This window comes from Mycobacterium sp. E1715 (assembly GCF_001667625.1).
In the GTDB taxonomy this organism is placed as follows: domain Bacteria; phylum Actinomycetota; class Actinomycetes; order Mycobacteriales; family Mycobacteriaceae; genus Mycobacterium.
In genome coordinates, this window is the sequence record NZ_LZJJ01000168.1 from 13,112 (window position 1) to 36,232 (window position 23,121).

A 23,121-nucleotide genomic window follows, 5' to 3' on the forward strand; every position below is an offset into this window, starting at 1 on the left:
ACGCAGCTCTGCGTCGCTCGTTGCTGAGCGCTCGACAAGCCGCGGCAGCCGCCGTCGTTGCACTGCCGCCGTTGCAAGTAGGCCTGTAACCCCCGTGCCTACGTCCCAACAGAAGAGTCCAATTTCCGGGCTTAGAGCGCCGTCGTTAGGCAGAGATAGCAATGAACTTCACCACGCTTCCGCCGGAGATCGTTTCCGGCCAACTCCATGACGGCCCCGGCTCGGGGCCGATGACCGAAGCCGCGGCCGCCTGGGCCCGGCTGGCCGTTCGGCTGCACACCGCGGTCGCGGATTACCGGGCGGTGACCGCGAAGCTGGTGGCCGGCTGGGATGGGCCAGCACCCGCGCCGGGAGGCGCGTTCCCCTACGTCGAATGGCTCGACGCCACGGCGATACGGGCCGAGCAGACGGCCACCCAGGCCGCCGCGGCCGCGAGTGCGCACGAGACGGCGCTGGCGGCGACGGTGCCGCCGCCGACGATCGGCGCCAACCGCGTGCTGCGCAGGTCGCTGATCCTGGCGAACACCCTGGGGCTGGCCGGTCCCGCGATCGCCGACACCGAGGCCGAATACGAACGGATGTGGGCCCAGGACACCGCGGCCATGTACGCCTACGCCGAGGCCTCGGCCGATGCCGCGGCCATCACCCCGTTCACCTTGCCGCCCGGCGGCCCGGCCCAAGGCACGTGGGCGCTGGAGTCGGCGCCGGAGGTCGTCGCCACGGGCCGGCAGCTGATCTCCGCCGCACCCGGCGCGCTGCGGACGCTGTCCTCGTCCCCGCTCGCCACGTTCGACGTCTGCCTCGCGTCGGTGACCTCTCCCCTGTCGAAACTGAGCTCCCTGACCGCGCCGTCGGGGGTCGCGATCGCCCACCTGAATTCGCTCAACAAGGCGGCGGCCCTGCAATGCCTGCTGCCCAATCGGGGTGCGGCGGCCGACGCGACGATCACCGTGGCGGTCGGCCGCGCGACGCCGGTCGGCGGGTTGTCGGTACCACGGGCGTGGGCGGCGGCCACGGCGCCGCTGGCGGTCTGCCGGGGAACGGTCGCTTAGCCGCGCTCAGCTCGCGCGCGTCGCATACGACCGCGCCGCGTCCACGATCGCGGCGAAGAGGCGCATGTCGTCCAGGGACTGTTCCGGATGCCATTGCACCGCAAGGACAAAGCCGTCCCCGGGCAGCTCCAGCGCCTCGACCACACCGTCGGGGTCCCAGGCGCTGACCACGAGACCCTCGCCGACTTGGTCGATCGCCTGGTGGTGATAGCACTGCGCGGTGGTGGACTCCCCCACCAGGGCGGCCAGCCGGCTGCCCGCGACCGTGCGCACCGGCAATTTGGTGAACACCCCGTTGCCCGCCCGGTGCCCGTCGTGTCCGAGCACGTCGGGCAGGTGTTGATGCAGGGTGCCGCCGAGCGCCACGTTGAGCACCTGCGCGCCACGACAGATGCCCAGCACCGGCAAACCCCGGTCCAACGCGCCGCGCAGCAACGCGAACTCCCAGGCGTCGCGGTCCACGCGCGGCCGATCGGTGCTCGGATGCGGGCGCTGGCCGTACCCGGCGGGGTCCAAGTCGTAGCCCCCGGTGATCACGAGCGCGTGCAGGCCGTCCAAGACCGAGCCGACTGTCTGCGGTTCCGCCGGTTGGGGTGGCAGCAACACCGCGGCCCCGCCGGCGATGACGACGCCCTGGAAGTAATCAGCCGGCAGGTAGCCCGCGGGCATCTCCCAGATGCCGGTCCGGACCCGCTCCAGGTATGAGGTCAGGCCCACCACCGGGCGCCCACGGGCGTTCACAACCGAGCGTCCTTTCCCCGATTTCATGTCGAGCGACCGCTCAGCGCGGGCGCTCCGGGCTCCGTTCGACACGGTACCGCCCCGCACCGACCGGCGCCGCCCGCACGCGGAGGACCGGGCAAAGCGCTTGTGCGAGTGGATCTTCGGCGTGAAGGGGTGGCTACCAGGTACTGGTGCGCAACACGATCTCGGCGGCCAACTGTGCCGTCGACTCCTGCACCGTGCGCCGCCCCAGGTGCACCACGCGGTATTCCGCGTAGACGTACTGCTGGCTGGCGCGGGCCACCGCGCGCGCCGCCGGGGAGCTGACCAGCACGGTGGTGCCGATCTCCACCGGCGGGCAGTGGTCGTCGCGAACCACGCCGTCGCGGTCGGCGGCCCGCGGGTGCCCACGGTCGATAACGACCAGTCCGACGAACCGGCCCAGCTTCGTCGCCGCCAATTCCCAGGCCAGGTCGCCGCCGGCGCGGTCGCCCACCACGACGGCCCAGCCGATTCCCAGCGCGTCGAGGATGCCGATCACCGATTTGGGGGTCAGGCGCGGGTCGAGGCCGATGACGACGGTCCGAAGCGATGCCGTGTGCAGACGCTCGCAGACCGCGTCATACGCGGCGGGAACTCGTTCCTCGTCCCCCAGGATGGCCACCACGACGCCCTGCTCGGGACCAGCCACCGCTACCGGGACGGGGAACCCGTCGAGCGTGGTCATCATGGAGGGCATTCACGCACGCTACAGCGGATCGGCCTGCGCGCGCGAGGATTTGTCGAATTCCGTGCGCGCCCAACGGGTTTTGCGTCGCCGTAAATTCGATTGCCGTGTGCGCACATGCGCGTGAATGCCCTACGGCCGCAACCGAGTTGCGATATGCGGTCGTCGTGGCGGCACATCGTCGAGCAGGCCCAGAACCGCGTCGACGTCGAGATGGGCGGCCAGCAAATCGGCGATTGTGTCCAGCTGAGCGTCGCGTCGCGCGGAGACGTCGGTATGGGCGACGACGAACCCGCCACGGCCCGCCGCGGCCGCGACGCGGGTAAGCCACGCGCGTCGGAAGTCGTCGTTGTCGAGCAGCCCGTGCCAGTGGGTGCCGAAGACCGCGCCCCGCGCGAGGCCGTGTGGTTCGCAGTCGCGCCCGCCCTCCGCGCCGAACCAGCTCTCCTCGGCGCAACGCGAGACGCGGCCGTGGTGGATTTCGTAGCCGGCGAGCGGCGGCGGCCAGCGACGCAGAACCTTGGGCTCGCCGAAGACGATGTCCGCGTTCAACAGCCCCAGCCCGGCGACCTCGCCCGCCCCCGATTCCACGGTGTCGTCGATGCGCCGGCACAGCATTTGGAAGCCCCCGCAGATGCCCAGCACCGGCTTGCCGGTCGCGGCGTGCGCGGTGACCGCGTCGGCCAGCCCGAGCTCGCGCAGCCAGGCCAAATCGGCGACGGTGGATTTGCTCCCGGGCAGCACGATCAGGTCGGTGTCGGCCAGGTCGGCGGGGTCGGTAGTCCAGCGCACCATGACGCCAGGTTCGCAGGCCAGCGCCTCGACGTCGGTGGAGTTGGAGATCCGGGGCAGCCGGATCGCGGCCACCCGCAGCCACTCGCGCCCGCGCGGCGGCGCGGGGCTGCCGACGACGCGGTGCGCGACCACCGATAAGGAGTCCTCGGCGTCCAGCCAGAGCTCGTCGGTGTACGGCAACACCCCGTAGGTCGGGCGCCCGGTCATCGCCCGCAGCTGGCGCAGCCCGGGTTCCAGCAGAGCGGGGTCACCGCGGAACTTGTTGACCACGAAGCCCGCGATCAGCGCCTGGTCGTCGGGATCGAGCACGGCGACCGTCCCGAACAGGTGGGCCAGCAGCCCGCCGCGGTCGATGTCACCGACCAGAATCACCGGCAGGTCCGCCGCCCTGGCCAGGCCCATGTTGGCCAGATCCGTGGCGCGCAAATTGATTTCGGCCGGTGAGCCGGCGCCTTCGCAGATGACGGCGTCGAACTCGGCACGCAGGGCGGACAATTCGTGTGCGACGATCCCGGCGAGGCGGTCGCGATGCTTCACATAGCTTGCCGCCGTGACCGAATCGGCGACCTGGCCCCGGATCACCAGCTGCGACGTCCGATCGCTGCCCGGTTTGAGCAGGATGGGATTGAACCGCACGCTGGGCTCCAGCCCCGCCGCCCGCGCCTGCAGCGCCTGCGCCCGGCCGATCTCGCCACCTTCGACGGTGACCACGGAGTTGTTGGACATGTTCTGCGCCTTGAACGGCGCCACCCGAACGCCGCGGCGTGCCAGCAACCGGCACAGACCCGCCGCCACCACCGATTTCCCGGCGTCGGAGGTGGTGCCGGCGACCAGCAGCGCCCCGCTCAAGGGTTCACGGCTTCCTCAAACGGAGGTGAGGATTTCGACGCCGGTGTCGGTCACCAGGAGGGTGTGCTCGAACTGCGCGGTCCACTTGCGGTCCTTGGTGACCACGGTCCAGCCGTCGTCCCAGATCTCGTAGTCCAGGCTTCCGAGGTTGATCATCGGTTCGATGGTGAACGTCATGCCAGGCTGCATGATCGTCGCCACCGACGGCTGGTCGTAGTGCAGCACCACCAGGCCGTTGTGAAACGTGGTGCCGATGCCGTGGCCGGTGAAGTCGCGAACCACGTTGTAGCCGAACCGATTCGCGTAGGCCTCGATGACGCGGCCGACGACCGAGAGCGCCCGTCCCGGCTTGACGGCATTGATCGCGCGCATCGTCGCCTCCCGGGTGCGCTCCACGAGCAGCCGGTGCTCCTCGGACACGTCGCCGGCGAGGAACGTCGCGTTGGTGTCGCCGTGCACCCCGTCGATGTAGGCCGTGACGTCGATGTTGACGATGTCCCCGTCGGCGATCACGGTCGAGTCGGGGATGCCGTGGCAGATGACCTCGTTGAGCGACGTGCAGCACGACTTCGGGAAGCCCTTGTAGCCCAGGGTCGATGGATAGGCGCCGTGGTCGATCATGTACTCGTGGGCGATCCGGTCCAGTTCGTCGGTCGTCACCCCTGGCGCCACGGCCTTGCCCGCCTCCTGCAGCGCGCCGGCCGCGATCCGGCCGGCGACGCGCATCTTCTCGATCACCTCCGGCGTCTGCACCCACGGCTCGCTGCCCTCGCGCACGCTGGATTTCCAGGCGTACTCCGGGCGCGGGATGCGGACGGGCACCGGCAGAGTCGGGGACAACTCTCCCGGGGAAAGCGCGGTGCGAGCAGGCATGGGGCCAGCTTAGCGACGCTCACTCCGCGGCGCCGTCGGTGCGGGTGCGTCGGCGGCGTCGCGTGCGCATCCTCGGCGTCGAGGCGCGCACCGAGGGCGGCGACACGCCAGCCTCCCGGGCCGAGTCATGCGCGACGCAAACCGTCCAGCCGGCCGCGGATCAGCGAACGCCGCGGTCCCCGGATGTTCACCGAGCCGCACACCACCCGCCCGGTCAGGATCACATGCGGCCTTCCCTCGCCGGGGGCGTCCCTGCGGCGGTCGCGGGCGCTGCCCACATAGACCTGGACGTCGTCGATCGACGCGCTCGCCCCGTCGGGCAGCCGGATGTCCACCGAGCCGCCCCTCATGTCGAGTTCGATCACCACCACCGGGCCCGCGAACCGCGCCTTGGTGAGGTCGAGTTCGATCGAGCCCAGCCGGCGGACGAGGGCCAGGCGGGTGGGCACCGTCCACTCGCCGTGGCGTTTCAGCGAGCCGGCCCAGCCGCGCAGCTCCACCCGGTCGGCCGCGGAGGTGACGATGGCGCCCGGCCCGGGCAGGTCGCCAACCAGCCCGTCCAGCTCGCCCCGGGTCCGGGCATACGACACCTGGGACGAGCGCTGCTCGAACTCGTCGATGTCGATCAGCCCGAGCGCGACGGCGTTGTGCAGTCGCCGCATGGTGCCGTTGCGGTCGGCGTCGGAGACCCGCAATGCCACCATGTCGCCGCCGGGATCCGTCATGTTCGCAATTTACCGCTCCCGGGACCCTCGCGAGCGTGCGTGTTTGTACGACGACACGCCGCTGCGGGCGGCATTCTGCGCACCCTCGCCCAGCAGGGGCTACCGGGCTGGGCGCTAGGCCAGGAAGTCGGGCGGCAGCGACTCGAACATCACCTTCGTCATCCGGACCGCGTATTCCGAGCTGCCGCCCCCGACGATCAGCGACGCGAACGCCAGGTCGCCGCGGTACCCGGCGAACCAGGAGTGCGATCCGCCCGGGAATTCGGCCTCACCGGTCTTCCCGTAGACGGCCCCGCAGCCGGCGATCTCCTTCGCGGTGCCATTGGTCACCACCAGCCGCATCATCGGCCGCAGGGCGTCCACCATCTTCGGGCTGATCGGGGTGGTGTCGCCCTGCACCGCGGTCGGTCGGCCCGCGATGAGCTGCGGCGTCGGCGTCTTGCCTGCCGCGACGGTGGCCGCCACGAGGGCCATGCCGAACGGGCTGGCCAGCACCTTGCCCTGGCCGAAACCGTCTTCGGTGCGCTCGGCGAGGTCGACTGTCGGGGGCACCGACCCGGTCACCGTAGTGATGCCGTCCACCTGATAGTCCAGCCCGATGCCGTACCGGCTGGCCGCCTGCGTCAGGCCCCGGGGCGGCATCTTGCTGCTGAGCTCGGCGAAGGTGGTGTTGCAGGAACTGGCGAACGCCCGCGACATCGGCACCACGCCGAGGTCGAAGCCGCCGTAGTTGGGGATGGTGCGGTGCCCGATGTCGAGGTGGCCCGGGCAGCCCAGCATGGTGTTGGGGGTGGCCATGTCGCGGTCGACGGCGGCGCCAGCGGTGACCATCTTGAACGTCGAACCCGGTGGGAACAGGCCGGTGGTGGCCACCAGGCCGTCGGCGTCGGCCCCGCCGTTCTGCGCGATCGCCAGGATCTCCCCGGTCGACGGCTTGATCACGACCATCATCGCCTTGCCGCCGCGGGTGTCCACCGCGCGCTGCGCGGCGTTCTGCACCACCCGGTCCAGCGTGATCGAGATCGACGGCGCCGGCGAACCCGCCACCTCGTGCAGCACCTCGACTTCGACGCCGTTCTGGTTGACGCTGACCACCCGCCAGCCCGCCTCGCCGTCGAGCTGGTCGACCACGGCCTTCTTCACCTCGGCCATGACCGCCGGGGCGAAATGCGGGTCGGTGGGCAGGATCTCGGGCTGAGGCGTGACGACGACGCCGGGCAGCCGGCCGATGGCCGGGAAGACCTTGTCGTTGTCGTCGGGGTGCAACGTCACCAGGTCCACCGGCTGAGTCGCCGAGCTGGCCTGCTCGGCGAGCAACTGCGGGTCGGCCAGCGTGCCGTTGAACGGGCGCAGGACGTCCACGATCGCGTGCGCCGTGCCGATCAGGGCGGCTCCGGATCCGGCCTGGGTGGCGTCCAGCGTGTAGTGGTACAGGTAGCCGGGCACCAGCACGTCGGTGCCGCCGAGCTCGTTGACCGAGGCGCGCCGCGGCGCGTCGGCGCGCAAGGCGAACGTCTGGTGCTCGCCAAGTTTGGGGTGCAGGCCGGTGGTGGTCCACCGGACCTCCCAGCGGCCTTCGTCGCGCGCCATCTTCAGCTGGCCGTCATAGGTCCAGGTCCGGTTCTTGGGCAGGTGCCAGGTGAAGCGGTAGCCGACCGTGCCGGTGTCCTCGGCGTACTTGGCGTTGAGGATCTGCGTGTCGAGGTGGCTCGCCTGCAGCCCCGCCCACGCGGCGTTGAGCGCTTCGCGGGCCTCGTTGGGGTTGTCGCTGAGTTGGGCGGCCGTGGCGGTGTCGCCGATCGCCAGGGCGGCGAAGAACTTTTCGGCCGCCGGGCCGGGGCCGTCGGGTCGCGGGGTGCACCCGGACGTCGCGACGGCCGCGAGGAGCAACCCGGCCGCCACGATTACCAGTGGGGTTTTTGTGACCATTGGTACAGATGTTATGAAGCTCGGCTGCGGCACCGGGGTCGACACACCGAGATCGGACCGTGATGTAACGCGGGCGTTCCGCCGAGTGCGCGGCGAGCCGCGAATTCGGTGCCGGGTGTGCGGCTGGCCGCACCCTCGCGCGGCGACCGCCCAGCGCCCGGGACCCCGGGCGTTCGGCGGCAAGCGGGTCAGTCCAGCAACACCGTCGCGAAGGTGCCCACCTCGGCGAAGCCGACCCGGGCGTACGCGGCGCGAGCCACCGTGTTGAAGCTGTTGACGTAGAGGCTGGCGGTGCGCCCGCTGCCGACGATCACCGCGGCCACCGTCGCGGTCCCTGCGGTGCCGAGGCCAAGGCCCCGCCACTCGGGGTGCACCCATACGCCCTGGATCTGCCCGACGCCCGGCGACTGCGAGCCCACCTCGGCCTTGAAGACGACCTGGCCCTGTTCGAAGCGGGCCCACGCGCGGCCCGCCGCGATGAGGCTGGCCACCCGGCGCCGGTATCCCCGGCCGCCGTCGCCGATGCGGGGGTCGACGCCCACCTCGCCGATGAACATGTCCACCGCGGCCACCAGGTAGGCGTCCAGCTCGTCCGGCCGGACCTGCCGCACCCCGGTGTCGATGTCGCAGTTGGGGTGGCGGGACAGCGCCAGCAACGGCTGGCGATCGCGCACGTCCCGGGCCGGGCCCCACGCCGACTCGAGCCGTTCCCACATCCGCATCACCAGATCGGCCCGGCCGACCAGGGAGGAACAACGGCGGGCTCCGCTCATCGCCTCGTCGGCGAAGGCGTCCATGTCCGCCGGAGTGCCCCGCAACGGAATCAGGTTGGCGCCGGCGAAGCACAGCGACTCGTCCGCGCCGCGCAGGGTCCACAGTTCCCCGCCGATGGAGTTGGGGTCGATGCCGTGATCCGCCACCCGGGCCGCGACCATGCACGACCCGACCGGATCCTCGTCGAACACCCGCCAGACGGCGGCGGCGTCACGCACCACCGACACCCGTCGCTCGCCGACAAGGCGGAAGAGGGGCGGAGCCGACATCTGGCGAACTCTCTGTGCTGCGAACTAAAGGACCGGGAAATCGGACCCCATCAGCTTACGGTCACGATCGGCGAACCGCTTGATGTTGTGTCAGGACCGTGATCGGTTCCCATCTCCGATGCCAGCCGCATGGCCTCCTCGATGAGCGTCTCGACGATCTGCGCTTCGGGCACGGTCTTGATCACCTCGCCGCGAACGAAGATCTGTCCCTTGCCATTTCCCGACGCGACGCCCAGGTCGGCCTCGCGCGCCTCGCCGGGGCCGTTCACCACGCAGCCCATCACGGCGACCCGCAGCGGGACGTCGAGGCCGTCCAGCCCGGCGGTGACCGCGTTGGCCAGGGTGTAGACGTCGACCTGGGCGCGCCCGCAGGACGGGCAGGACACGATCTCCAGACCGCGCGGCCGCAGGTTCAGCGACTCGAGGATCTGGATGCCGACCTTGACCTCTTCGACCGGCGGCGCGGAGAGCGACACGCGAATGGTGTCGCCGATCCCCCGCGACAGCAGCGCACCGAAGGCGACCGCGGACTTGATGGTGCCCTGGAACGCCGGACCGGCCTCGGTCACGCCCAGGTGCAGCGGGTAGTCGCACTGCGCGGCCAGCTGCTCGTAGGCGGCGACCATCACGACCGGGTCGTTGTGCTTGACGCTGATCTTGATGTCACCGAAGCCGTGCTCCTCGAACAGCGAGGCCTCCCACAGCGCGGATTCGACCAGCGCCTCGGGGGTGGCCTTGCCGTACTTCTCCATGAACCGCTTGTCCAGCGAGCCGGCGTTGACGCCGATGCGGATCGGGATGCCGGCCGCGGCCGCCGCCTTGGCGACCTCGCCGACCCGGCCGTCGAATTCCTTGATGTTGCCGGGGTTAACCCGCACCGCGGCGCAGCCGGCGTCGATGGCGGCGAAGATGTACTTCGGCTGGAAGTGGATGTCGGCGATCACCGGGATCTGGCTGTGCCGCGCGATCTCGGCGAGCGCGTCGGCGTCCTCCTGACGCGGGCAGGCCACCCGCACGATGTCGCAGCCGGCGGCGGTCAGCTCGGCGATCTGCTGCAGCGTCGTGTTGACGTCGTGGGTCTTGGTGGTGCACATGGACTGCACCGAAATCGGATGGTCGCTGCCGACGCCGACATCGCGCACCATGAGTTGGCGCGTCTTGCGGCGGGGGGCGAGCGTGGGCGCCGGGGCGTCCGGCATGCCCAGGCCAACGGACACTTGTTTTCCTTCTCTCGTTACTGGAAGAGCCTGATCGGGTTGACCAGATCAGCGGTCACGGTCAGCAACATGTACCCGACCACGAACACCAGCACCACGTAGGTGGCGGGCATCAGCTTGAGGTAGTTCACCGGTGCGGCCGCGACCATGCCGCGCGCCGACCGGACGAGGTTGCGGATCTTTTCGAACGTCGCGATGGCGATGTGGCCGCCGTCGAACGGCAGCAACGGCACCAGGTTGATCGCGCCCAGGATGAGGTTCAGCTGGGCCAGGAAGAACCAGAACGCCACCCAGAGCCCATGGTCGACGGTGTCGCCGCCGATGATGCTGGCGCCGACCACGCTCATCGGGGTCTGCGGGTCGCGCTGTCCACCGCCGATGGCGTGCACCAGGGCGCCCACCTTGGTGGGGATGGTGACGAGCGCCTTGCCCACCTCGCCGGTCAGGTCCCAGGTGAACGCGAACGTCGCCGGCACGGCGGAGAACACCCCGTAGTGCGTGGGTGCGAGCTTGACGGCGGCGACGCCGATGGCGCCGACCGTCGACGGCGCCGCCTGACCGCCCTGCCCGGTGGGCCCGTTCGTCAAGAAGCGCTGGGTGGGCGTGACGTCGACGTAGGTGGTGATCGTGTTGCCGCCACGCTCGACGACGACCGGGACGGTGCCGTGCATCTTGCGGATCGCGGCGGCCATGTCCTCGAAGGTGGACACCTGGGTGTCGCCGACCTTGACCACGACGTCGCCCGCGCGGATCCCGGCCAGCGCGGCCGGACCGGGGCCGGTGCAGTCCGCGATCTTGCCGGGGGCCACTTCCGGTGCGACACAAGCGGTTTCGCCGACGACCGCCCTGGTCGGCGGATGCAGGTTCGGCAAGCCCCAGATCAGGGCGATGCCGTAGATCAGCACCAGGCAGATGACGAAGTTCATGCCCGGCCCGGCGAACAGCACCGCGACGCGCTTCCACGTGTCCTGCTTGAACATCGCGCGGTCGGTTTCGTCGGGCGCCAGCTCCTCGACCGAGGTCATCCCGGCGATGTCGCAGAAGCCGCCCAGCGGCACGGCCTTGAGGCCGTACTCGGTCTCGCCGCGCCGCGTCGACCACAGCGTGGGGCCGAACCCGACGAAATAGCGGCGCACCTTCATGCCGGTGGCGCGGGCGACCCACATGTGGCCGCACTCGTGCAGGGCCACCGAGATCAGGATGGCGAGGGCGAACAGCACAATGCCGATAACGAACATCATCTTCGCTGCAGGACCTTTCTCACACCATTCCGGAGGCGTTGACGGACGCCTCGGTGGGCCGTGCGTGTGCGACGGCGCGTTGCGCCCGCTCCCGCGCCCAGCGCTGCGCGTCTAGTACCTCATCCACGTTAGCGGGTGAAACCGCCCATTGGTCCGCGGCGTGCAGCACGTCCGCGATGGTTTTGACGATGGCGGGGAACCCGATGCGGCCTTGCAGGAACGCCTCGGCGGCTTCCTCGTTGGCCGCGTTGTACACGGCGGTCATGCAGCCGCCCGTCTGGCCGGCGTACCGGGCCAGCTCGACGGCGGGGAAAACTTCGCTGTCCAACGGCTCGAATTCCCAGCTAGAGGCGGTGCGGAAGTCGCAGGCGGCCGCCGCCCCCGGAACCCGGGCCGGCCAGCCCAGGGCCAGCGAGATGGGCAGCTTCATGTCCGGGGGGCTGGCCTGGGCGATGGTCGACCCGTCCACGAAGGTGACCATCGAATGAACAATCGATTGGGGGTGCACGACGACCTCGATGCGGTCGTAGGCGATGCCGAACAGCAGGTGCGTTTCGATGAGTTCGAGGCCTTTGTTGACCAGCGACGCCGAGTTCAGGGTGTTCATCGGGCCCATCGACCACGTCGGGTGCGCTCCGGCCTGCTCCGGGGTGACGCCCTCGAGCTGGGCGGCGGTCCAGCCGCGGAACGGCCCGCCGGAGGCCGTCAGCACCAGCTTCGCGACCTCCTCGGGGGCGCCGCCGCGCAGGCACTGCGCCAGCGCGGAGTGTTCGGAGTCGACGGGCACGATCTGACCCGGACGCGCCGCCTCGAGGACCAGCGGCCCACCTGCCACCAGGGATTCCTTGTTGGCCAGCGCCAGCCGGGCGCCCGATTCCAGCGCCGCCAGCGTCGGCCGCAGGCCCAGCGCGCCCACCAGCGCGTTGAGCACGACGTCGGCCTCGGTGTCCTGGATCAGGCGGGTCACCGCCTCAGGGCCGCGGTAGGGAACGTCGGCGATCTGCGCCGCGCGTTCGTCGGCGACGGCGACGTTGGTGACGCCGGTTTCGGCGCGCTGCCGCTGCAGAATGTCCAGATTCGCGCCGCCCGCGGCCAGGCCGACCACCTCGAAGCGGTCCGGATTGGCCGCCATCACCTCCAGCGCCTGGGTGCCGATCGAGCCGGTGCTGCCCAGCACCAGCACGCGCAGGCGGCCCTCGGGCGTCGCGATTGTCACCCACTCATTGTGCCTGCTCGGTCCAGCGACGGGTGTGCCAGAATCTCCCTACCAGCCGATCACGAAAGGGACTCACCGTGGCCAGTACCGAGGTGGAACAGTTCACCGGCGTCGACACCGTTGAGGTGCCTTCGGCGGCGTGGGGCTGGAGCCGGATCAATCACCGCACCTGGCACATCACCGGCCTGGTCATCTTCGGGTTCCTGCTGGCGATGCTGCGCGGCAACCACGTGGGCCACGTCGAGAACTGGTTCCTGATCGGCTTCGCCGCGTTGGTGCTCGTCGTCCTCGTCCGCGACCTGTGGGGCCGCCGGCGCGGCTGGATCAGGTAGTCGCCGCCCTAACGTTTCGCCCGGCGATACCGGGCGCCGCCGACCACGAGGGCCGTCAGCGCGAGCGCGGCCACCGCCCACGGCCAAACCCCGTGTTGATGCACCCAGCCGGCCAACGCCCCCTGAACGCGCCCGGCGGCCGTGATAACCGCATCCCGCGGGTCCGCGTTGGCGCCCAACAGGCGCACCTCGTAAGCGCCGTAGTAGCAGACGTACACACCGACCAGCACCAGCAGCGCGCCGCTGATTCGGTCGACGATCGGCAGGATGCGCCGCAGGTGGTCGACCATCGCCGAGCTCGCGGTGGCCGCGGCCACCGCGAGGACGCCGACGACCAGCGTCAGGCCGCCGATGTAGGCGAGGTAGATCGCTACGGCCGTGACGATCGATCCGCCCCGCAGGCCCGCCGCGGTGACCGCCAGAAACGGTCCGACGGTGCAGGAGAGCGAGGCGATCGCGTAGCTGACGCCGTAGGAGTACATGGAGCCGAGCCGAACCGTGGGCGCCCACCGCGGGCCCACCGGCCGCGGGGTGAGCGCCGACAGCCCCCGGCCGGACAGCAGCCAACCGCCGAGCGCTACGAGAATCACGCCGACGATCACCGTGGCGTACGGCACGTACCGCTGCACGGTGCTCGCGGCCGACACCGTCAGCACGCCGAACGAGCCGAACACCGTCAGGAAGCCGAGCGCCATGCCTGCGGTGGCCGCCAGCGCCCGTCCGGCCGCGGCCAACCCCTTCCGCTGGCCCCGCACCACCAGCAGGAGGTACGCGGGCAGCATGGCAAACCCACACGGGTTCAGGGCCGCCACCAGCCCGGCGGCGAAGGCCAGGCCGACGAGACCCTGATCCATCAGGACCTCAGCGCGGCAACCCGGTCAGACAACTCCTGCTGTGGCATCGCCGAAGTCGGGTTGTTCACGAACGTCGAGCTGCCGTCCGCGCGGTAGAACACGTAGGCAGGCTGCCAAGGGACGTTGTAGCGAGCCCAGATCGCGCCATCGGTGTCGTTGAGGTTGGTGAAGTTCAGGTTGTACTTGGCGACGAAGTTCTGCATCGCCGCGACGTCCGAGTGGGCCGCGACGCCTACGAAGGTGACGCCGGGGTTGGCGGCCGCGACCTGGCTCACGCCCGGGGCCTCGGCGTTGCAGAACGGGCACCACGGCGTCCAGAACCACAGCACCGCGGGCCTGCCCTGCAGGCTGGCGCCGTTGAACGGCGCACCGCTCAGGGTCGTCCCGGTGAATTGCAGGCGGTCGTCGGCGGCCGCCGAGCGCGGTGCGTCGGTGAGTCCGAATATCAGAGCGGAGCCGAAAAGGGCCGCGGCCAACAGCCTGAGCGGGGTCAAGAACCGAACAATCATGGCGTCACCTCGTTTGCTGGTGTTATGCCTGATAGACGTGAGGCGCGCCGCCCGGGTTCACCCTTCGGCGGCCAGCTGTCCGCAGGCCCCGGCCAAACCGCCGCGCTCCAGCTACCCGCCTTCGGCGGCCAGCTGTCCGCAGGCCCCGGCCAAACCGCCCGCGCTCCAGCTACCCGCCTTCGGCGGCCAGCTGTCCGCAGGCGGCGCTGATCTCGCGGCCGCGGGTGTCCCGCACCGTGCACGACACCCCGTGCGCCCGGACCCGGCGGACGAACTCCCGCTCCGCCGCCTTGGGGCTGGCGTCCCACTCGCTGCCGGGGGTCGGGTTGAGTGGGATCAGGTTCACATGCACCAGCGGGCCGAGCACCCGATGCAGGCGTTTGCCCAGCAGGTCGGCGCGCCACGGCTGGTCGTTGACGTCGCGGATCAGCGCATACTCCACCGACACCCGGCGGCCGGTGACGTCGGCGTAATAGCGGGCGGCGTCGAGCGCCTCGGCTATCTTCCACCGGTTGTTGACCGGCACCAGCGTGTCGCGTAATTCGTCGTCGGGCGCGTGCAACGACAGCGCCAGCGTCACCCCGAGCCGCTCGTCGGCGAGTTTGCGGATGGCCGGGGCCAGGCCGACGGTGGATACCGTGACCGAGCGGGCCGAGATGCCGAAGCCGTGCGGCGGCGCTTCGGTGATGCGACGCACCGCGGCCACCACCCGCGCGTAGTTGGCCAGCGGCTCCCCCATGCCCATGAACACGACGTTGGAGAGCCGGTCGCCGAAATCGTCCCGCAGGGCCACCGCGGCGGAGCGGACCTGCTCCAGGATCTCCGCGGTGGACAGGTTGCGGGTCAGCCCCCCCTGCCCCGTCGCGCAGAACGGGCAGGCCATGCCGCAGCCGGCCTGTGAGGAGATGCACACGGTGTTGCGCTGCGGGTAGCGCATCAGCACCGACTCGAACGTGGTCCCGTCGGTGCCGCGCCACAACGTCTTTCGGGTCTGCCCGGCATCGCAGGTGACCTCGGCGGCCGAGGTGAGCAGGTGCGGGAACATCGCATCGGCGATCCGGTTCCGCACGGCCGCGGGCAGGTCGGTCATCTCGCGCGGGTCGGCGATCAGGCGGCCGTAGTACTGATGCGCGAGCTGCTTGGCGCGGAACGCCGGCAGTCCGAGTTCGGCCACGGCCGAGGCGCGCCCGTCCGCGTCGAGGTCGGCCAGGTGCCGCGGCGGCTTGCTGGGGCGGGGTTCGGTGAAGACCAGTTGTTGGACCATGTCCAGTCCAGTATCGGCCCTTCTCAGGGCACGAGTGTCAGCACCGTCCACGCGGCGACCGCCGACGGGAGCACGCCGTCCAGCCGGTCCATCAGGCCGCCGTGGCCGGGCAGTAGTCGGCCCATGTCCTTGATGCCCAGGTCGCGCTTGATCTGCGACTCGACCAGATCGCCAAGCGTGCAGGTCAGCACCAGGATCACGCCCAGCACCGCCCCGATCCACAGCGGCTTGCGCGCCAGGAAGGTCGCGGTCAGGATCGCCGCGGTGATTCCGAAGACGAGCGAACCGGCGAAACCCTCCCACGATTTCTTCGGGCTGATCGCGGGCACCATCGGGTGCTTGCCGAACAGGACCCCGACGGCGTAGCCGCCCACGTCGGAGGCGACGACGGTGACCATCAGGCAGAACACCCGGCCGGCGCCGTCCTTGGGGTAGACGAGCATGGCGCCGAAGGAGGCGAACAGCGGCACCCACGCGGCCAGGAACACCGTCGCGGAGGCGTCGCGCAGGTAGTTGGCCGACGGGGACCCGGCGAACGGCTCGGGTCGCTTGCTGTTGTCCTGCATGAACAGGCGCCAGACGTTGCACACCACCACCGTGCCGCCGAAGCCGGCCAGGGCGCCGGCGGCGTGGAACGGCCACGTCAGCCAGACGGTGGCCTGACCGCCGATCAGCAACGGGATCAGCGGGATGACGTATCCGGCCTCGCGCAGCCGTCGCACCACCTCATGGGTGGCGACGGGGATGGCGATCGCGACGATCGCGACCCAGAAGCGGGGGGCGAAGACCAGCGTCACGATGAGCACGCCACCGATCCCGGCGCCGACCGCGATGGCCGCGCGCAGGTCGCGTCCCGCGCGCGAGGTCGTCTTGGCCGGCTGCGCGGTCTTCTTGCCCTCACGCGCCGGCTCGTCGGGCGTGCTGGCTGCGCCGGTGGTTGCCACGGACCCGGGTGAACTTAGCTGCTGAGCGGCCGCTAGACCTCCAGCAGCTCGCCTTCTTTGTGCTTGACCAGGTCTTCGATCTGGGTGATGTACTGGTGCGTCGTCTTGTCCAGGTCCTTCTCGGCGCGACCGACCTCGTCCTCGCCGGCCTCGCCGTCCTTGCGGATGCGGTGCAACTCCTCCATCGCCTTGCGGCGGATGTTGCGCACCGACACCTTGGCGTCCTCGCCCTTGCCCTTGGCCTGCTTGACCAGCTCGCGGCGACGCTCCTCGGTGAGCTGGGGCACCGCCACCCGGATCAGGGTGCCGTCGTTGGTGGGATTGACGCCCAGATCGGAGTTGCGGATCGCGGTCTCGATCGCGCCCAGCTGACCGGCTTCGTAGGGCTTGATCACGACCAGCCGGGCCTCCGGGACGTTGATGCTGGCCAGCTGCGTGATGGGGGTGGTGGCGCCGTAGTAATCGATGGCGATCCGGGAGAACATGCCCGGATTGGCGCGGCCGGTTCGAATGGTTGACAAGTCGTCACGGGCGACCGCTACGGCCTTCTCCATTTTCTCTTCCGCGTCGAATAGAGCCTCGTCAATCATTGCGCCGCTCCTTTCCCCCGCAAGCGGGAGGTGCCCCCACATCACTGCGTTCTCCATCGTCGCCAGGGCGAATCATCGTTCGCGCTTCCCCTCAGGTGGTGACCAGTGTCCCGATTTTCTCACCGGCGACCGCGCGGGCGATATTCCCATTGGTCAGCAGGTTGAACACCAGGATCGGCATGCCATTGTCCATGCACAGGCTGAACGCGGTGGCATCGGCCACCCGCAGCCCCCGGTCGATGACCTCGCGGTGACTGATCGCGGCGATCAGCTCGGCTTCGGGGTTCACCCGCGGGTCCTCGGTGAACACCCCGTCGACCGCCTTGGCCATCAGGACGACGTCCGCGCGGATCTCCAGCGCGCGCTGCGCGGCCGTGGTGTCGGTGGAGAAGTACGGCAGCCCCATGCCGGCCCCGAAGATCACCACACGACCCTTCTCCAGGTGGCGGACGGCGCGCAGCGGCAGGTAGGGCTCGGCGACCTGCCCCATGGTGATCGCGGTTTGGACACGGGTGACGATGCCCTCCTTTTCCAGGAAGTCCTGCAGCGCGAGGCTGTTCATGACCGTGCCGAGCATGCCCATGTAGTCCGAGCGCGTGCGTTCCATGCCGCGCTGCTGCAGTTGCGCGCCCCGGAAGAAGTTGCCGCCGCCGATGACGACGGCGACCTGGACACCGTCGCGCACCACCTCGGCGATCTGGCGGGCCACCCGCGCCACGACGTCGGGGTCGAGGCCGACCTGGCCGCCGCCGAACATTTCGCCGCCGAGTTTGAGCAGGACTCGGGAGTATTTGGGCCGGGGTCGCGGCTGCCCGGCAGCTGATCCATTCTCCGTCGCCGTGGGCTCCCCGGACTCCGTCATCAGGCTCCTCGCATGAGAGTGCCATCCCGGGGTGACGTCTCCGGAACGGCATTTCACATCCTGCCTCATCGCAGCACAACGCGGCGTCGGCGGGGTGCGTTATGCGCAGAGTTGGCGATTGCGACGGCTTTTCGCGGCTGTCGGCCCAGGTGAGGCCGCCCGATCCGGCGGCTTCACCACCGCCGGGCCGCGAATGTTTGAGCGGTACCCGGCAGGGGGAATCCGCACCATCGCGGTGGGGATTTCACGGTCTTGAGAAGCAAGGGCCAGCCTCATCGCATGACCGGGCCGGTCGCCTTGGCGATCGGCAGTGAGCGCGGAACGCTCAGGTACGCCTACGAGGAGGAACTGATCCATGGCGGACAACAACTCGGGACCTGCTGAAGCCGTCAAGGGCGTCGTTGAGGACGTCAAGGGCAAGGCTAAGGAGGCCGTTGGCGCGGTGACGGGTCAAGACGACCTCACCCGCGAGGGCCAGGCCCAGCAGGACAAGGCTGAAGCCCAGCGCGACGCGGCGAAGAAGGAAGCCGAGGCCGAGGCGGCCCGCGGCGGCGCCGAGGCCGCTGAGCAGCGCCAGAAGGCCAATCAGTAGCTTGCTGGGAGGATGGGTCCGGTCTGTGAAAACGGACCGGGCCCATCGGCTTTTTCGGGATGGGACGGGCGGATCCGGTTAGCCAGGCCGGTGTGGTCGCCGGCTAATTCAACACACTTTGCATAATTTCGCGGCGAGCGGGTAATCACCGCTGCGCTTGCAGACATCTCCCTGAGGTGCCTACGGGCCGGGGAACCCACACGAAGTTTGGGGGAGATGTCCTTGGACGTACTAGTGCTGACCGACGCGGATGACTTCGATCGCGCTCTGCCGCCGCTGAATTCGTTTGCGCGAATCATGCGGCGAGCGCCCCTCACCGGTGACGGCCACAGCCCTCGCCATTCCGGCGACGTCGCCATTGTCGATGCTCGTGGCGACCTTGCGGCGGCCCAGACCGCCTGCCGCCGCCTGACGACGGACACTCCCGCCACCGCGGTGGTGGCAGTGGTGTCGCGAGCAGACGAGGTGACGGTCGACGGCGAGTGGAACGTTGACGACGTCATGCCACCCGGTACTGACGCCGGTGAACTACAGGAACGGCTGGGACGGGCGATCGCTCACCGGCGCAGCGCAATCAACGGCAGCCTGAAGTTCGGTGCCCTGCTATTGCACCCGACCAGCCTCGCCGGGTCGCTGGAAGGCAAGGACCTGGGTTTGACGCTGACCGAGTTCAAATTGCTGAGTTTCCTTGTGCAGCATGCCGGTCGGCCGTTTACCCGCACGCGGCTGATGCACGAGGCGTGGGGCTACGACTGCAACGGCCGAGTCCGTTCGGTCGATGTCCATATCCGGCGCCTGCGCGCCAAGCTTGGGTCCCGGCATCAATCGATGGTCGACACGGTCCGCGGCGTGGGGTACATGGCGACGACTCCCCCGCACCCGGAATGGATCATCAGCGACGAGCCGACGACGCTGACGGAGGCCACACCGGCGCAGTGAAAACCCCTGCGCCCGAGGCGGTTCGCGTCAGCCGAAGAGCGGAAACGCGCGCTTGCGCGCGAGTGCGTCCATCCCTTCCTGGATGGCGTCCTGGACCTCGCCGTACTTGCGCTCGACATAGGCGTCGTCTTCGGCACGCTCGGGGTCGTGGTCGAGTTCCACGGCCGGCATGAACCGGGTCCTGATCTTGGCCGGCAGCGGCAGCTGCGGCAGCGCCGCCGGCGCGATCCCCCACGGCAGTGAGATCGCCAGCGGGAACACCTTGAGGCGCAGCAGGCGGTCCAGCTGTAACGCCTTGGACAGCTTGTCGCCGCGGATCAGCACCGGCATAGCGTCGGCGCCGCCGACGGTGGCGATCGGCACGATCGGCACACCGGCCCGAATCGCCATCTTCACGAATCCTTTTCGGCCCGCGAGGTTGGCTTGGTCGCGCTCGGTCCAGGGGCGCAGCGAATCCACTTCCCCGCCGGGCCACAGCGCGACGTCACGCCCCTCGGCCAGGGCGGTCGCGATCGCGTCGGGGGCCGCCGGCAGCACACCCATCGAACGGAAGTACCGGCCGATCACCGGTATCGCCATCAACGCGTCATGTGCCGTGCCGTGCAGTGGACGATCCTGCCCGAAACGCCGCCACCACTGCAGACCCACGGTCCAGGCGTCCCAGACGAAGGGAGCGCCGGAGTGGATGCCGACCAGTAGCGCAGGCGGCGCCGGAATATTGTCCCACCCGTCGATTTCCATTCGAAACCAATAGTCCACCAGCACGTTCCACAGATATTTCTGCCGCTGCAGAGTGGTCTCGTCCTGGCCGCTGAGATCCCACCTACCGGCGCGCTCGGCGACCCAGCCGCTGACTCCGCCGTCCTGGCCGCTGCGCCGCTCCTCCATCGTCGCCCGCGCCTCTTCGGCGTTCAGCTTCGCCTGTTCGCGTACTTCGGCTGGCCTGTGATCCGGGTTACTCATGGGTGCGGTGTACCCGATTCGCGCGCGCACGATTCAACTCCCGCCCCCAAATGCGGAACTCCCCGCGTCGCACGCGACGCGGGGAGATTTCCGCAAGCCGGATCAGGTGTGGGCCGGGGCCGGCGGAGCACCCGGTGCCGGGCTGGCATTCGGGGCGGCGCCAGGCGCCGAGCCACCCTGCACATTCGACGTCCACATCAAGATGTCCTGCATCCCGTCGTTGTAGACGACGCCGTTCGGCGGCGCGCCCGTCACGTCGAAGTACAGCGTTCCGGTCGACTCGTTACCCTGCGCGATCGGCGCGGGGTTAAGGCCGTTGGGGGCCCCGACCTTGTCGATCACCCGGTAGTTCTGGCCGTTCGGGCCGCGGGCGATGAAGTCGTTGACCATCGGGGTCACGAGCCCACCGTCCGACCGGGCGGTAACGTCGGCCTGGTAGAGCGTTCCCTTGGGCGTGTAGCCCGGAATCGCGACGTTGCTCGGCTGCAGGTTGCTCACCGTGTAGTTGGTGATCAGCGGCCCGTCGACGAGTTGCTCGCTGGTGCCGAAGCCTTGGATGTTGGGCGGCGCGGCGGCAGCCGTCGACGCGGCGAAAACGCTTGCCACCGCTATACCCCCGGCCGCGGCGGCTGTCTTGATGGCCCTCTTGGTGACCTTCATTGCTCATTCCTTTCGTGTTGAACAATCGCCCCCCGTAAGGGCAATACACACACGAATCGCAAATAGCCATTCGTCTTCCGGCCTAAACATGTGAATCCGCCGAATGGCGGAATTAACGCAGGTTAGCTGGTGAAAAGCGGTTCGTTTGTTGGACAGCACCTTTCGCATCAGCTTTTAACATCCGTATCGATATTCACGCCGGGTCACTGGCGCAACGCGAGCGATTAGCCCCCGCCCCGGCGGGTAGTCGGAGCGGGACCGAACCGACGAGGACGAAAGGGGCCGTCGATGGAACGCGGAAGCTCCAAGCACAGCCCGCGCGAGGACGACGAACTCAAGCACGAATTGGACGGCACGCTGCGCGGAAACCGGCCCAGTCGCGCCGAGGAGTGGCGTGATCCCGAGCCCCCGGCCGACGACGACCCGACGTTCCCACGGCGGGCCCGGTGACGCGCGAGCCGTAAAACCCGCGAGCCGTTTGCTCGCAACAATTCTCGAACACGAATAGAGGAAACAGATGGGCTTTGCGCCTCAACAACAATCACCTCCTGGCGTCCAGGCCGAGATGAACCCGGTTCCCGACTGCGGCGAAAACAGTTACCGGGGCTCGGGAAAGCTCACGGGTAAAAAGGCGATCATCACCGGGGGCGACAGCGGCATCGGCCGCGCGGTCGCGATCGCCTTCGCCCGGGAGGGCGCCGACGTGCTGATCTCCTACCTCAATGAGGACGACGACGCTCGCGACGTCGCCCGCCACGTGGAGGGTGCCGGGCGAAAATGCGTGCTGGTTTCCGGCGACCTGTCCGACGCCGCGCATTGCCGCGCCGTCGTGGATCGAGCCGTCGAAGAGTTCGGCGGCGTCGACATTCTGGTCAACAACGCCGCATACCAGATGATGCACAAAAGCCTCGACGAAATCAGCGACGAGGAATGGGATTACACGTTCCGGCTCAACGTCGGCGCGTACTTCCATCTCGCCAAGGCGGCCGTGCCGCACATGAAGGCCGGCGCCTCGATCATCGGTAGTTCATCGGTCAACTCCGACACGCCCAACCCCACCCTGGCACCCTACGCGGCAACCAAGGCCGCCATCGCGAACTTCTCGGCCAGCCTCGCTCAGCTGCTGGGCGAGAAGGGGATTCGGGTCAACAGCGTGGCTCCCGGCCCGATTTGGACACCGCTGATTCCGTCGACCATGCCGCCGGACAGCGTCGAATCGTTCGGTGAGAACACGCCGCTGGGCCGCGCGGGGCAACCCGCGGAGCTCGCCCCCATCTATGTGCTGTTGGCCTCCGACGACGCGAGTTACATCTCCGGCGCGCGGGTGGCCGTTACCGGAGGCCGACCAATTCTCTAGCGCAGCAAGCTCTTAGGAGCGGTCAGGAGCCGCGGTTTTCACCCAGCTCGTCGACGATTGGGCTCTGGACACCGATGTCCTTCGCGCCTTCGGCGAGCCCGGGCTTGGTGTGGGTGCGACGCGCCGCGGCCTTGTCTCCGTCCTGGGTGTCGCGATCGTCGGCGATGGTGACGGACGCGGCGACCTGGGTGGCGTTGTTGTAGGTCTCGGGCGGAATGCCCCGCAGCGCGCGAATCGTGTTGTCGTCGCAGCCATTGCGGCCGGCGGCGGCAAGCAGATCCTGCTTGTTCGCCGGAAAGTCCACATCGCTCAGGCATTGACGCAGCTGACTTTGGGTGGTGGACGCAACCATGGCTGTCGGAATGCCCGCAAGCCGGGGACCTAAACGGGGCCGAGGGGTGCGGTCTCGGTCACATCGGCGCGGCCGCGGTCCTCAGCGGCCGCGGACCCGGCGATTGTGCTTCTTGATCGCGTCGACCAGCTCCGCTTTGCTCATCGTGGACCTTCCCCGGACGTCGAGTCGGCGCGCCAGCTCCAGCAGATGCTTCTTGCTTGCGTTCGCGTCCACCCCCTCGGCGGACTCACCGGAGGCTCGCGGACCACCCCTCTCGGCGCGCTCGTCCGACGGACCCTTCTTTTCTTTGGGCTCCCAATGGTCGCCGACCTTTTCGAAACTGTGCTTGAGGGCGGAATAGGCCACCCGGTGGGCGCGCTCTTCGCTACCGTATTCGTCGGCGGCCGCGTCATGCGTCTTGGCGAACGTGCGTTGCGCTTTGGCGTTCGAGCGCCGCAAAGTGGTGATTGCCGCCCGGTCATCGGGGTAACCGACCAGCGGCGACACGTCACGCGCACCCGAGGAGGATTC

At 69.3% G+C, this 23,121-nt stretch carries 26 protein-coding genes; 6 read left to right on the forward strand and 20 right to left on the reverse strand.

Going from position 1 to position 23,121, the window contains the following annotated elements; all coding sequences use genetic code 11:
• Positions 1-161: 161 nt before the first annotated feature.
• Entirely contained in the window at positions 162-1,052 is an 891-nt protein-coding gene (locus A9X03_RS09325; protein WP_068260723.1) for a PPE family protein, read from the forward strand.
• Between the two features lie 6 nt (positions 1,053-1,058).
• On the opposite strand, the gene A9X03_RS09330 is transcribed toward A9X03_RS09325, so the two are convergent.
• The 10 genes from A9X03_RS09330 to dxr all read right to left on the reverse strand — a co-directional run bounded on the left by A9X03_RS09330 (position 1,059) and on the right by dxr (position 12,390).
• Positions 1,059-1,820, reverse strand: coding sequence for a gamma-glutamyl-gamma-aminobutyrate hydrolase family protein (locus tag A9X03_RS09330; RefSeq protein WP_068260726.1), 762 nt, complete (start codon positions 1,818-1,820; stop codon positions 1,059-1,061).
• 133 nt (positions 1,821-1,953) lie between these two features.
• Positions 1,954-2,514: an alpha/beta hydrolase gene (locus tag A9X03_RS09335; RefSeq protein ID WP_197499190.1), complete on the reverse strand. Its 561-nt coding sequence runs from the start codon at positions 2,512-2,514 to the stop codon at positions 1,954-1,956.
• Between the two features lie 120 nt (positions 2,515-2,634).
• Entirely contained in the window at positions 2,635-4,146 is a 1,512-nt protein-coding gene (locus A9X03_RS09340; RefSeq protein ID WP_068260730.1) for a cobyric acid synthase, read from the reverse strand.
• A gap of 15 nt (positions 4,147-4,161) precedes the next feature.
• Complete coding sequence (gene map / locus A9X03_RS09345) at positions 4,162-5,019, reverse strand: type I methionyl aminopeptidase (RefSeq protein WP_067748696.1); 858 nt, start codon at positions 5,017-5,019, stop codon at positions 4,162-4,164.
• Between the two features lie 125 nt (positions 5,020-5,144).
• Positions 5,145-5,744, reverse strand: a complete 600-nt coding sequence (locus A9X03_RS09350; RefSeq protein WP_067784596.1) for a DUF1707 domain-containing protein — start codon at positions 5,742-5,744, stop codon at positions 5,145-5,147.
• A gap of 114 nt (positions 5,745-5,858) precedes the next feature.
• Positions 5,859-7,673, reverse strand: a complete 1,815-nt coding sequence (locus A9X03_RS09355; RefSeq protein WP_068016405.1) for a penicillin-binding transpeptidase domain-containing protein — start codon at positions 7,671-7,673, stop codon at positions 5,859-5,861.
• A 188-nt stretch (positions 7,674-7,861) separates the two neighbouring features.
• Positions 7,862-8,716, reverse strand: a complete 855-nt coding sequence (locus tag A9X03_RS09360; protein WP_068016408.1) for a GNAT family N-acetyltransferase — start codon at positions 8,714-8,716, stop codon at positions 7,862-7,864.
• 50 nt (positions 8,717-8,766) lie between these two features.
• Positions 8,767-9,933, reverse strand: coding sequence for a flavodoxin-dependent (E)-4-hydroxy-3-methylbut-2-enyl-diphosphate synthase (gene ispG, locus A9X03_RS09365; RefSeq protein ID WP_067748711.1), 1,167 nt, complete (start codon positions 9,931-9,933; stop codon positions 8,767-8,769).
• Positions 9,934-9,950: 17 nt separating this feature from the next.
• On the reverse strand, positions 9,951-11,174 hold the full coding sequence (locus tag A9X03_RS09370) for an RIP metalloprotease (RefSeq protein WP_067748714.1): 1,224 nt from the start codon (positions 11,172-11,174) through the stop codon (positions 9,951-9,953).
• A gap of 19 nt (positions 11,175-11,193) precedes the next feature.
• Positions 11,194-12,390: a 1-deoxy-D-xylulose-5-phosphate reductoisomerase gene (gene dxr, locus A9X03_RS09375; protein ID WP_067891797.1), complete on the reverse strand. Its 1,197-nt coding sequence runs from the start codon at positions 12,388-12,390 to the stop codon at positions 11,194-11,196.
• 77 nt (positions 12,391-12,467) lie between these two features.
• Between dxr and A9X03_RS09380 the strand changes: the two genes are divergently transcribed.
• Positions 12,468-12,722: a DUF2631 domain-containing protein gene (locus A9X03_RS09380; RefSeq protein ID WP_067748720.1), complete on the forward strand. Its 255-nt coding sequence runs from the start codon at positions 12,468-12,470 to the stop codon at positions 12,720-12,722.
• 8 nt (positions 12,723-12,730) lie between these two features.
• On the opposite strand, the gene A9X03_RS09385 is transcribed toward A9X03_RS09380, so the two are convergent.
• The 6 genes from A9X03_RS09385 to pyrH form a co-directional block, all read right to left on the reverse strand.
• A complete protein-coding gene (locus A9X03_RS09385; RefSeq protein WP_067748723.1) occupies positions 12,731-13,576 on the reverse strand; it encodes a cytochrome c biogenesis CcdA family protein in 846 nt (281 codons plus the stop codon).
• A complete protein-coding gene (locus A9X03_RS09390; RefSeq protein WP_068016411.1) occupies positions 13,576-14,085 on the reverse strand; it encodes a protein disulfide oxidoreductase in 510 nt (169 codons plus the stop codon). The genes A9X03_RS09385 and A9X03_RS09390 overlap by 1 nt, the downstream gene beginning before the upstream one ends.
• 169 nt (positions 14,086-14,254) lie before the next feature.
• The gene (gene rlmN, locus A9X03_RS09395; protein WP_067748729.1) at positions 14,255-15,349 is read right to left on the reverse strand and encodes a 23S rRNA (adenine(2503)-C(2))-methyltransferase RlmN; all 1,095 of its coding nucleotides are present in this window, start codon (positions 15,347-15,349) and stop codon (positions 14,255-14,257) included.
• A gap of 23 nt (positions 15,350-15,372) precedes the next feature.
• On the reverse strand, positions 15,373-16,293 hold the full coding sequence (locus A9X03_RS09400; RefSeq protein ID WP_067748732.1) for a phosphatidate cytidylyltransferase: 921 nt from the start codon (positions 16,291-16,293) through the stop codon (positions 15,373-15,375).
• A gap of 32 nt (positions 16,294-16,325) precedes the next feature.
• A complete protein-coding gene (frr, locus tag A9X03_RS09405) occupies positions 16,326-16,883 on the reverse strand; it encodes a ribosome recycling factor (RefSeq protein WP_067784615.1) in 558 nt (185 codons plus the stop codon).
• Positions 16,884-16,974: 91 nt separating this feature from the next.
• Positions 16,975-17,745, reverse strand: a complete 771-nt coding sequence (gene pyrH / locus A9X03_RS09410; RefSeq protein WP_067748738.1) for a UMP kinase — start codon at positions 17,743-17,745, stop codon at positions 16,975-16,977.
• A gap of 355 nt (positions 17,746-18,100) precedes the next feature.
• Between pyrH and A9X03_RS09415 the strand changes: the two genes are divergently transcribed.
• Complete coding sequence (locus A9X03_RS09415) at positions 18,101-18,337, forward strand: CsbD family protein (protein WP_067212426.1); 237 nt, start codon at positions 18,101-18,103, stop codon at positions 18,335-18,337.
• A gap of 216 nt (positions 18,338-18,553) precedes the next feature.
• Complete coding sequence (locus A9X03_RS09420) at positions 18,554-19,276, forward strand: response regulator transcription factor (RefSeq protein ID WP_067784618.1); 723 nt, start codon at positions 18,554-18,556, stop codon at positions 19,274-19,276.
• A 27-nt stretch (positions 19,277-19,303) separates the two neighbouring features.
• Here the strand turns inward: A9X03_RS09420 and A9X03_RS09425 are convergent, their stop codons facing one another.
• Together A9X03_RS09425 and A9X03_RS09430 are read right to left on the reverse strand one after the other, a co-directional pair.
• Positions 19,304-20,239, reverse strand: coding sequence for a lysophospholipid acyltransferase family protein (locus A9X03_RS09425; protein WP_068016414.1), 936 nt, complete (start codon positions 20,237-20,239; stop codon positions 19,304-19,306).
• Between the two features lie 102 nt (positions 20,240-20,341).
• Positions 20,342-20,899 (reverse strand): MPT63 family protein, encoded by a 558-nt coding sequence (locus A9X03_RS09430; protein WP_067748747.1) that lies wholly within the window; start codon positions 20,897-20,899, stop codon positions 20,342-20,344.
• A gap of 288 nt (positions 20,900-21,187) precedes the next feature.
• Between A9X03_RS09430 and A9X03_RS29735 the strand changes: the two genes are divergently transcribed.
• Together A9X03_RS29735 and A9X03_RS09435 are read left to right on the forward strand one after the other, a co-directional pair.
• Positions 21,188-21,349 (forward strand): hypothetical protein, encoded by a 162-nt coding sequence (locus A9X03_RS29735; RefSeq protein WP_197696042.1) that lies wholly within the window; start codon positions 21,188-21,190, stop codon positions 21,347-21,349.
• Between the two features lie 67 nt (positions 21,350-21,416).
• On the forward strand, positions 21,417-22,256 hold the full coding sequence (locus A9X03_RS09435; RefSeq protein WP_067891810.1) for a glucose 1-dehydrogenase: 840 nt from the start codon (positions 21,417-21,419) through the stop codon (positions 22,254-22,256).
• Between the two features lie 22 nt (positions 22,257-22,278).
• Here A9X03_RS09435 and A9X03_RS09440 read toward each other — a convergent pair whose 3' ends face one another.
• Together A9X03_RS09440 and A9X03_RS09445 are read right to left on the reverse strand one after the other, a co-directional pair.
• Positions 22,279-22,608 (reverse strand): DUF2795 domain-containing protein, encoded by a 330-nt coding sequence (locus A9X03_RS09440; RefSeq protein WP_067748753.1) that lies wholly within the window; start codon positions 22,606-22,608, stop codon positions 22,279-22,281.
• Between the two features lie 81 nt (positions 22,609-22,689).
• On the reverse strand, positions 22,690-23,097 hold the full coding sequence (locus A9X03_RS09445; protein WP_068016417.1) for a ChaB family protein: 408 nt from the start codon (positions 23,095-23,097) through the stop codon (positions 22,690-22,692).
• Between the last annotated feature and the right edge of the window lie 24 nt (positions 23,098-23,121).

Bases quoted from the DNA above. Each gene is read 5' to 3' on its own strand.
- A9X03_RS09435 (WP_067891810.1), top strand. From the start codon at position 21,417: ATGGGCTTTGCGCCTCAACAACAATCACCTCCTGGCGTCCAGGCCGAG.
- A9X03_RS09425 (WP_068016414.1), bottom strand. From the start codon at position 20,239: ATGAGTAACCCGGATCACAGGCCAGCCGAAGTACGCGAACAGGCGAAG.
- A9X03_RS09335 (WP_197499190.1), bottom strand. From the start codon at position 2,514: ATGCCCTCCATGATGACCACGCTCGACGGGTTCCCCGTCCCGGTAGCG.
- A9X03_RS09370 (WP_067748714.1), bottom strand. From the start codon at position 11,174: ATGATGTTCGTTATCGGCATTGTGCTGTTCGCCCTCGCCATCCTGATC.
- A9X03_RS09415 (WP_067212426.1), top strand. From the start codon at position 18,101: ATGGCGGACAACAACTCGGGACCTGCTGAAGCCGTCAAGGGCGTCGTT.
- A9X03_RS09355 (WP_068016405.1), bottom strand. From the start codon at position 7,673: ATGGTCACAAAAACCCCACTGGTAATCGTGGCGGCCGGGTTGCTCCTC.
- A9X03_RS09360 (WP_068016408.1), bottom strand. From the start codon at position 8,716: ATGTCGGCTCCGCCCCTCTTCCGCCTTGTCGGCGAGCGACGGGTGTCG.
- A9X03_RS09390 (WP_068016411.1), bottom strand. From the start codon at position 14,085: ATGATTGTTCGGTTCTTGACCCCGCTCAGGCTGTTGGCCGCGGCCCTT.
- A9X03_RS09420 (WP_067784618.1), top strand. From the start codon at position 18,554: ATGTCCTTGGACGTACTAGTGCTGACCGACGCGGATGACTTCGATCGC.
- A9X03_RS09325 (WP_068260723.1), top strand. From the start codon at position 162: ATGAACTTCACCACGCTTCCGCCGGAGATCGTTTCCGGCCAACTCCAT.
- A9X03_RS29735 (WP_197696042.1), top strand. From the start codon at position 21,188: ATGGAACGCGGAAGCTCCAAGCACAGCCCGCGCGAGGACGACGAACTC.
- map (WP_067748696.1), bottom strand. From the start codon at position 5,019: ATGCCTGCTCGCACCGCGCTTTCCCCGGGAGAGTTGTCCCCGACTCTG.
- A9X03_RS09440 (WP_067748753.1), bottom strand. From the start codon at position 22,608: ATGGTTGCGTCCACCACCCAAAGTCAGCTGCGTCAATGCCTGAGCGAT.
- pyrH (WP_067748738.1), bottom strand. From the start codon at position 17,745: ATGACGGAGTCCGGGGAGCCCACGGCGACGGAGAATGGATCAGCTGCC.
- rlmN (WP_067748729.1), bottom strand. From the start codon at position 15,349: ATGGTCCAACAACTGGTCTTCACCGAACCCCGCCCCAGCAAGCCGCCG.
- A9X03_RS09385 (WP_067748723.1), bottom strand. From the start codon at position 13,576: ATGGATCAGGGTCTCGTCGGCCTGGCCTTCGCCGCCGGGCTGGTGGCG.
- A9X03_RS09430 (WP_067748747.1), bottom strand. From the start codon at position 20,899: ATGAAGGTCACCAAGAGGGCCATCAAGACAGCCGCCGCGGCCGGGGGT.
- A9X03_RS09350 (WP_067784596.1), bottom strand. From the start codon at position 5,744: ATGACGGATCCCGGCGGCGACATGGTGGCATTGCGGGTCTCCGACGCC.
- frr (WP_067784615.1), bottom strand. From the start codon at position 16,883: ATGATTGACGAGGCTCTATTCGACGCGGAAGAGAAAATGGAGAAGGCC.
- A9X03_RS09330 (WP_068260726.1), bottom strand. From the start codon at position 1,820: ATGAAATCGGGGAAAGGACGCTCGGTTGTGAACGCCCGTGGGCGCCCG.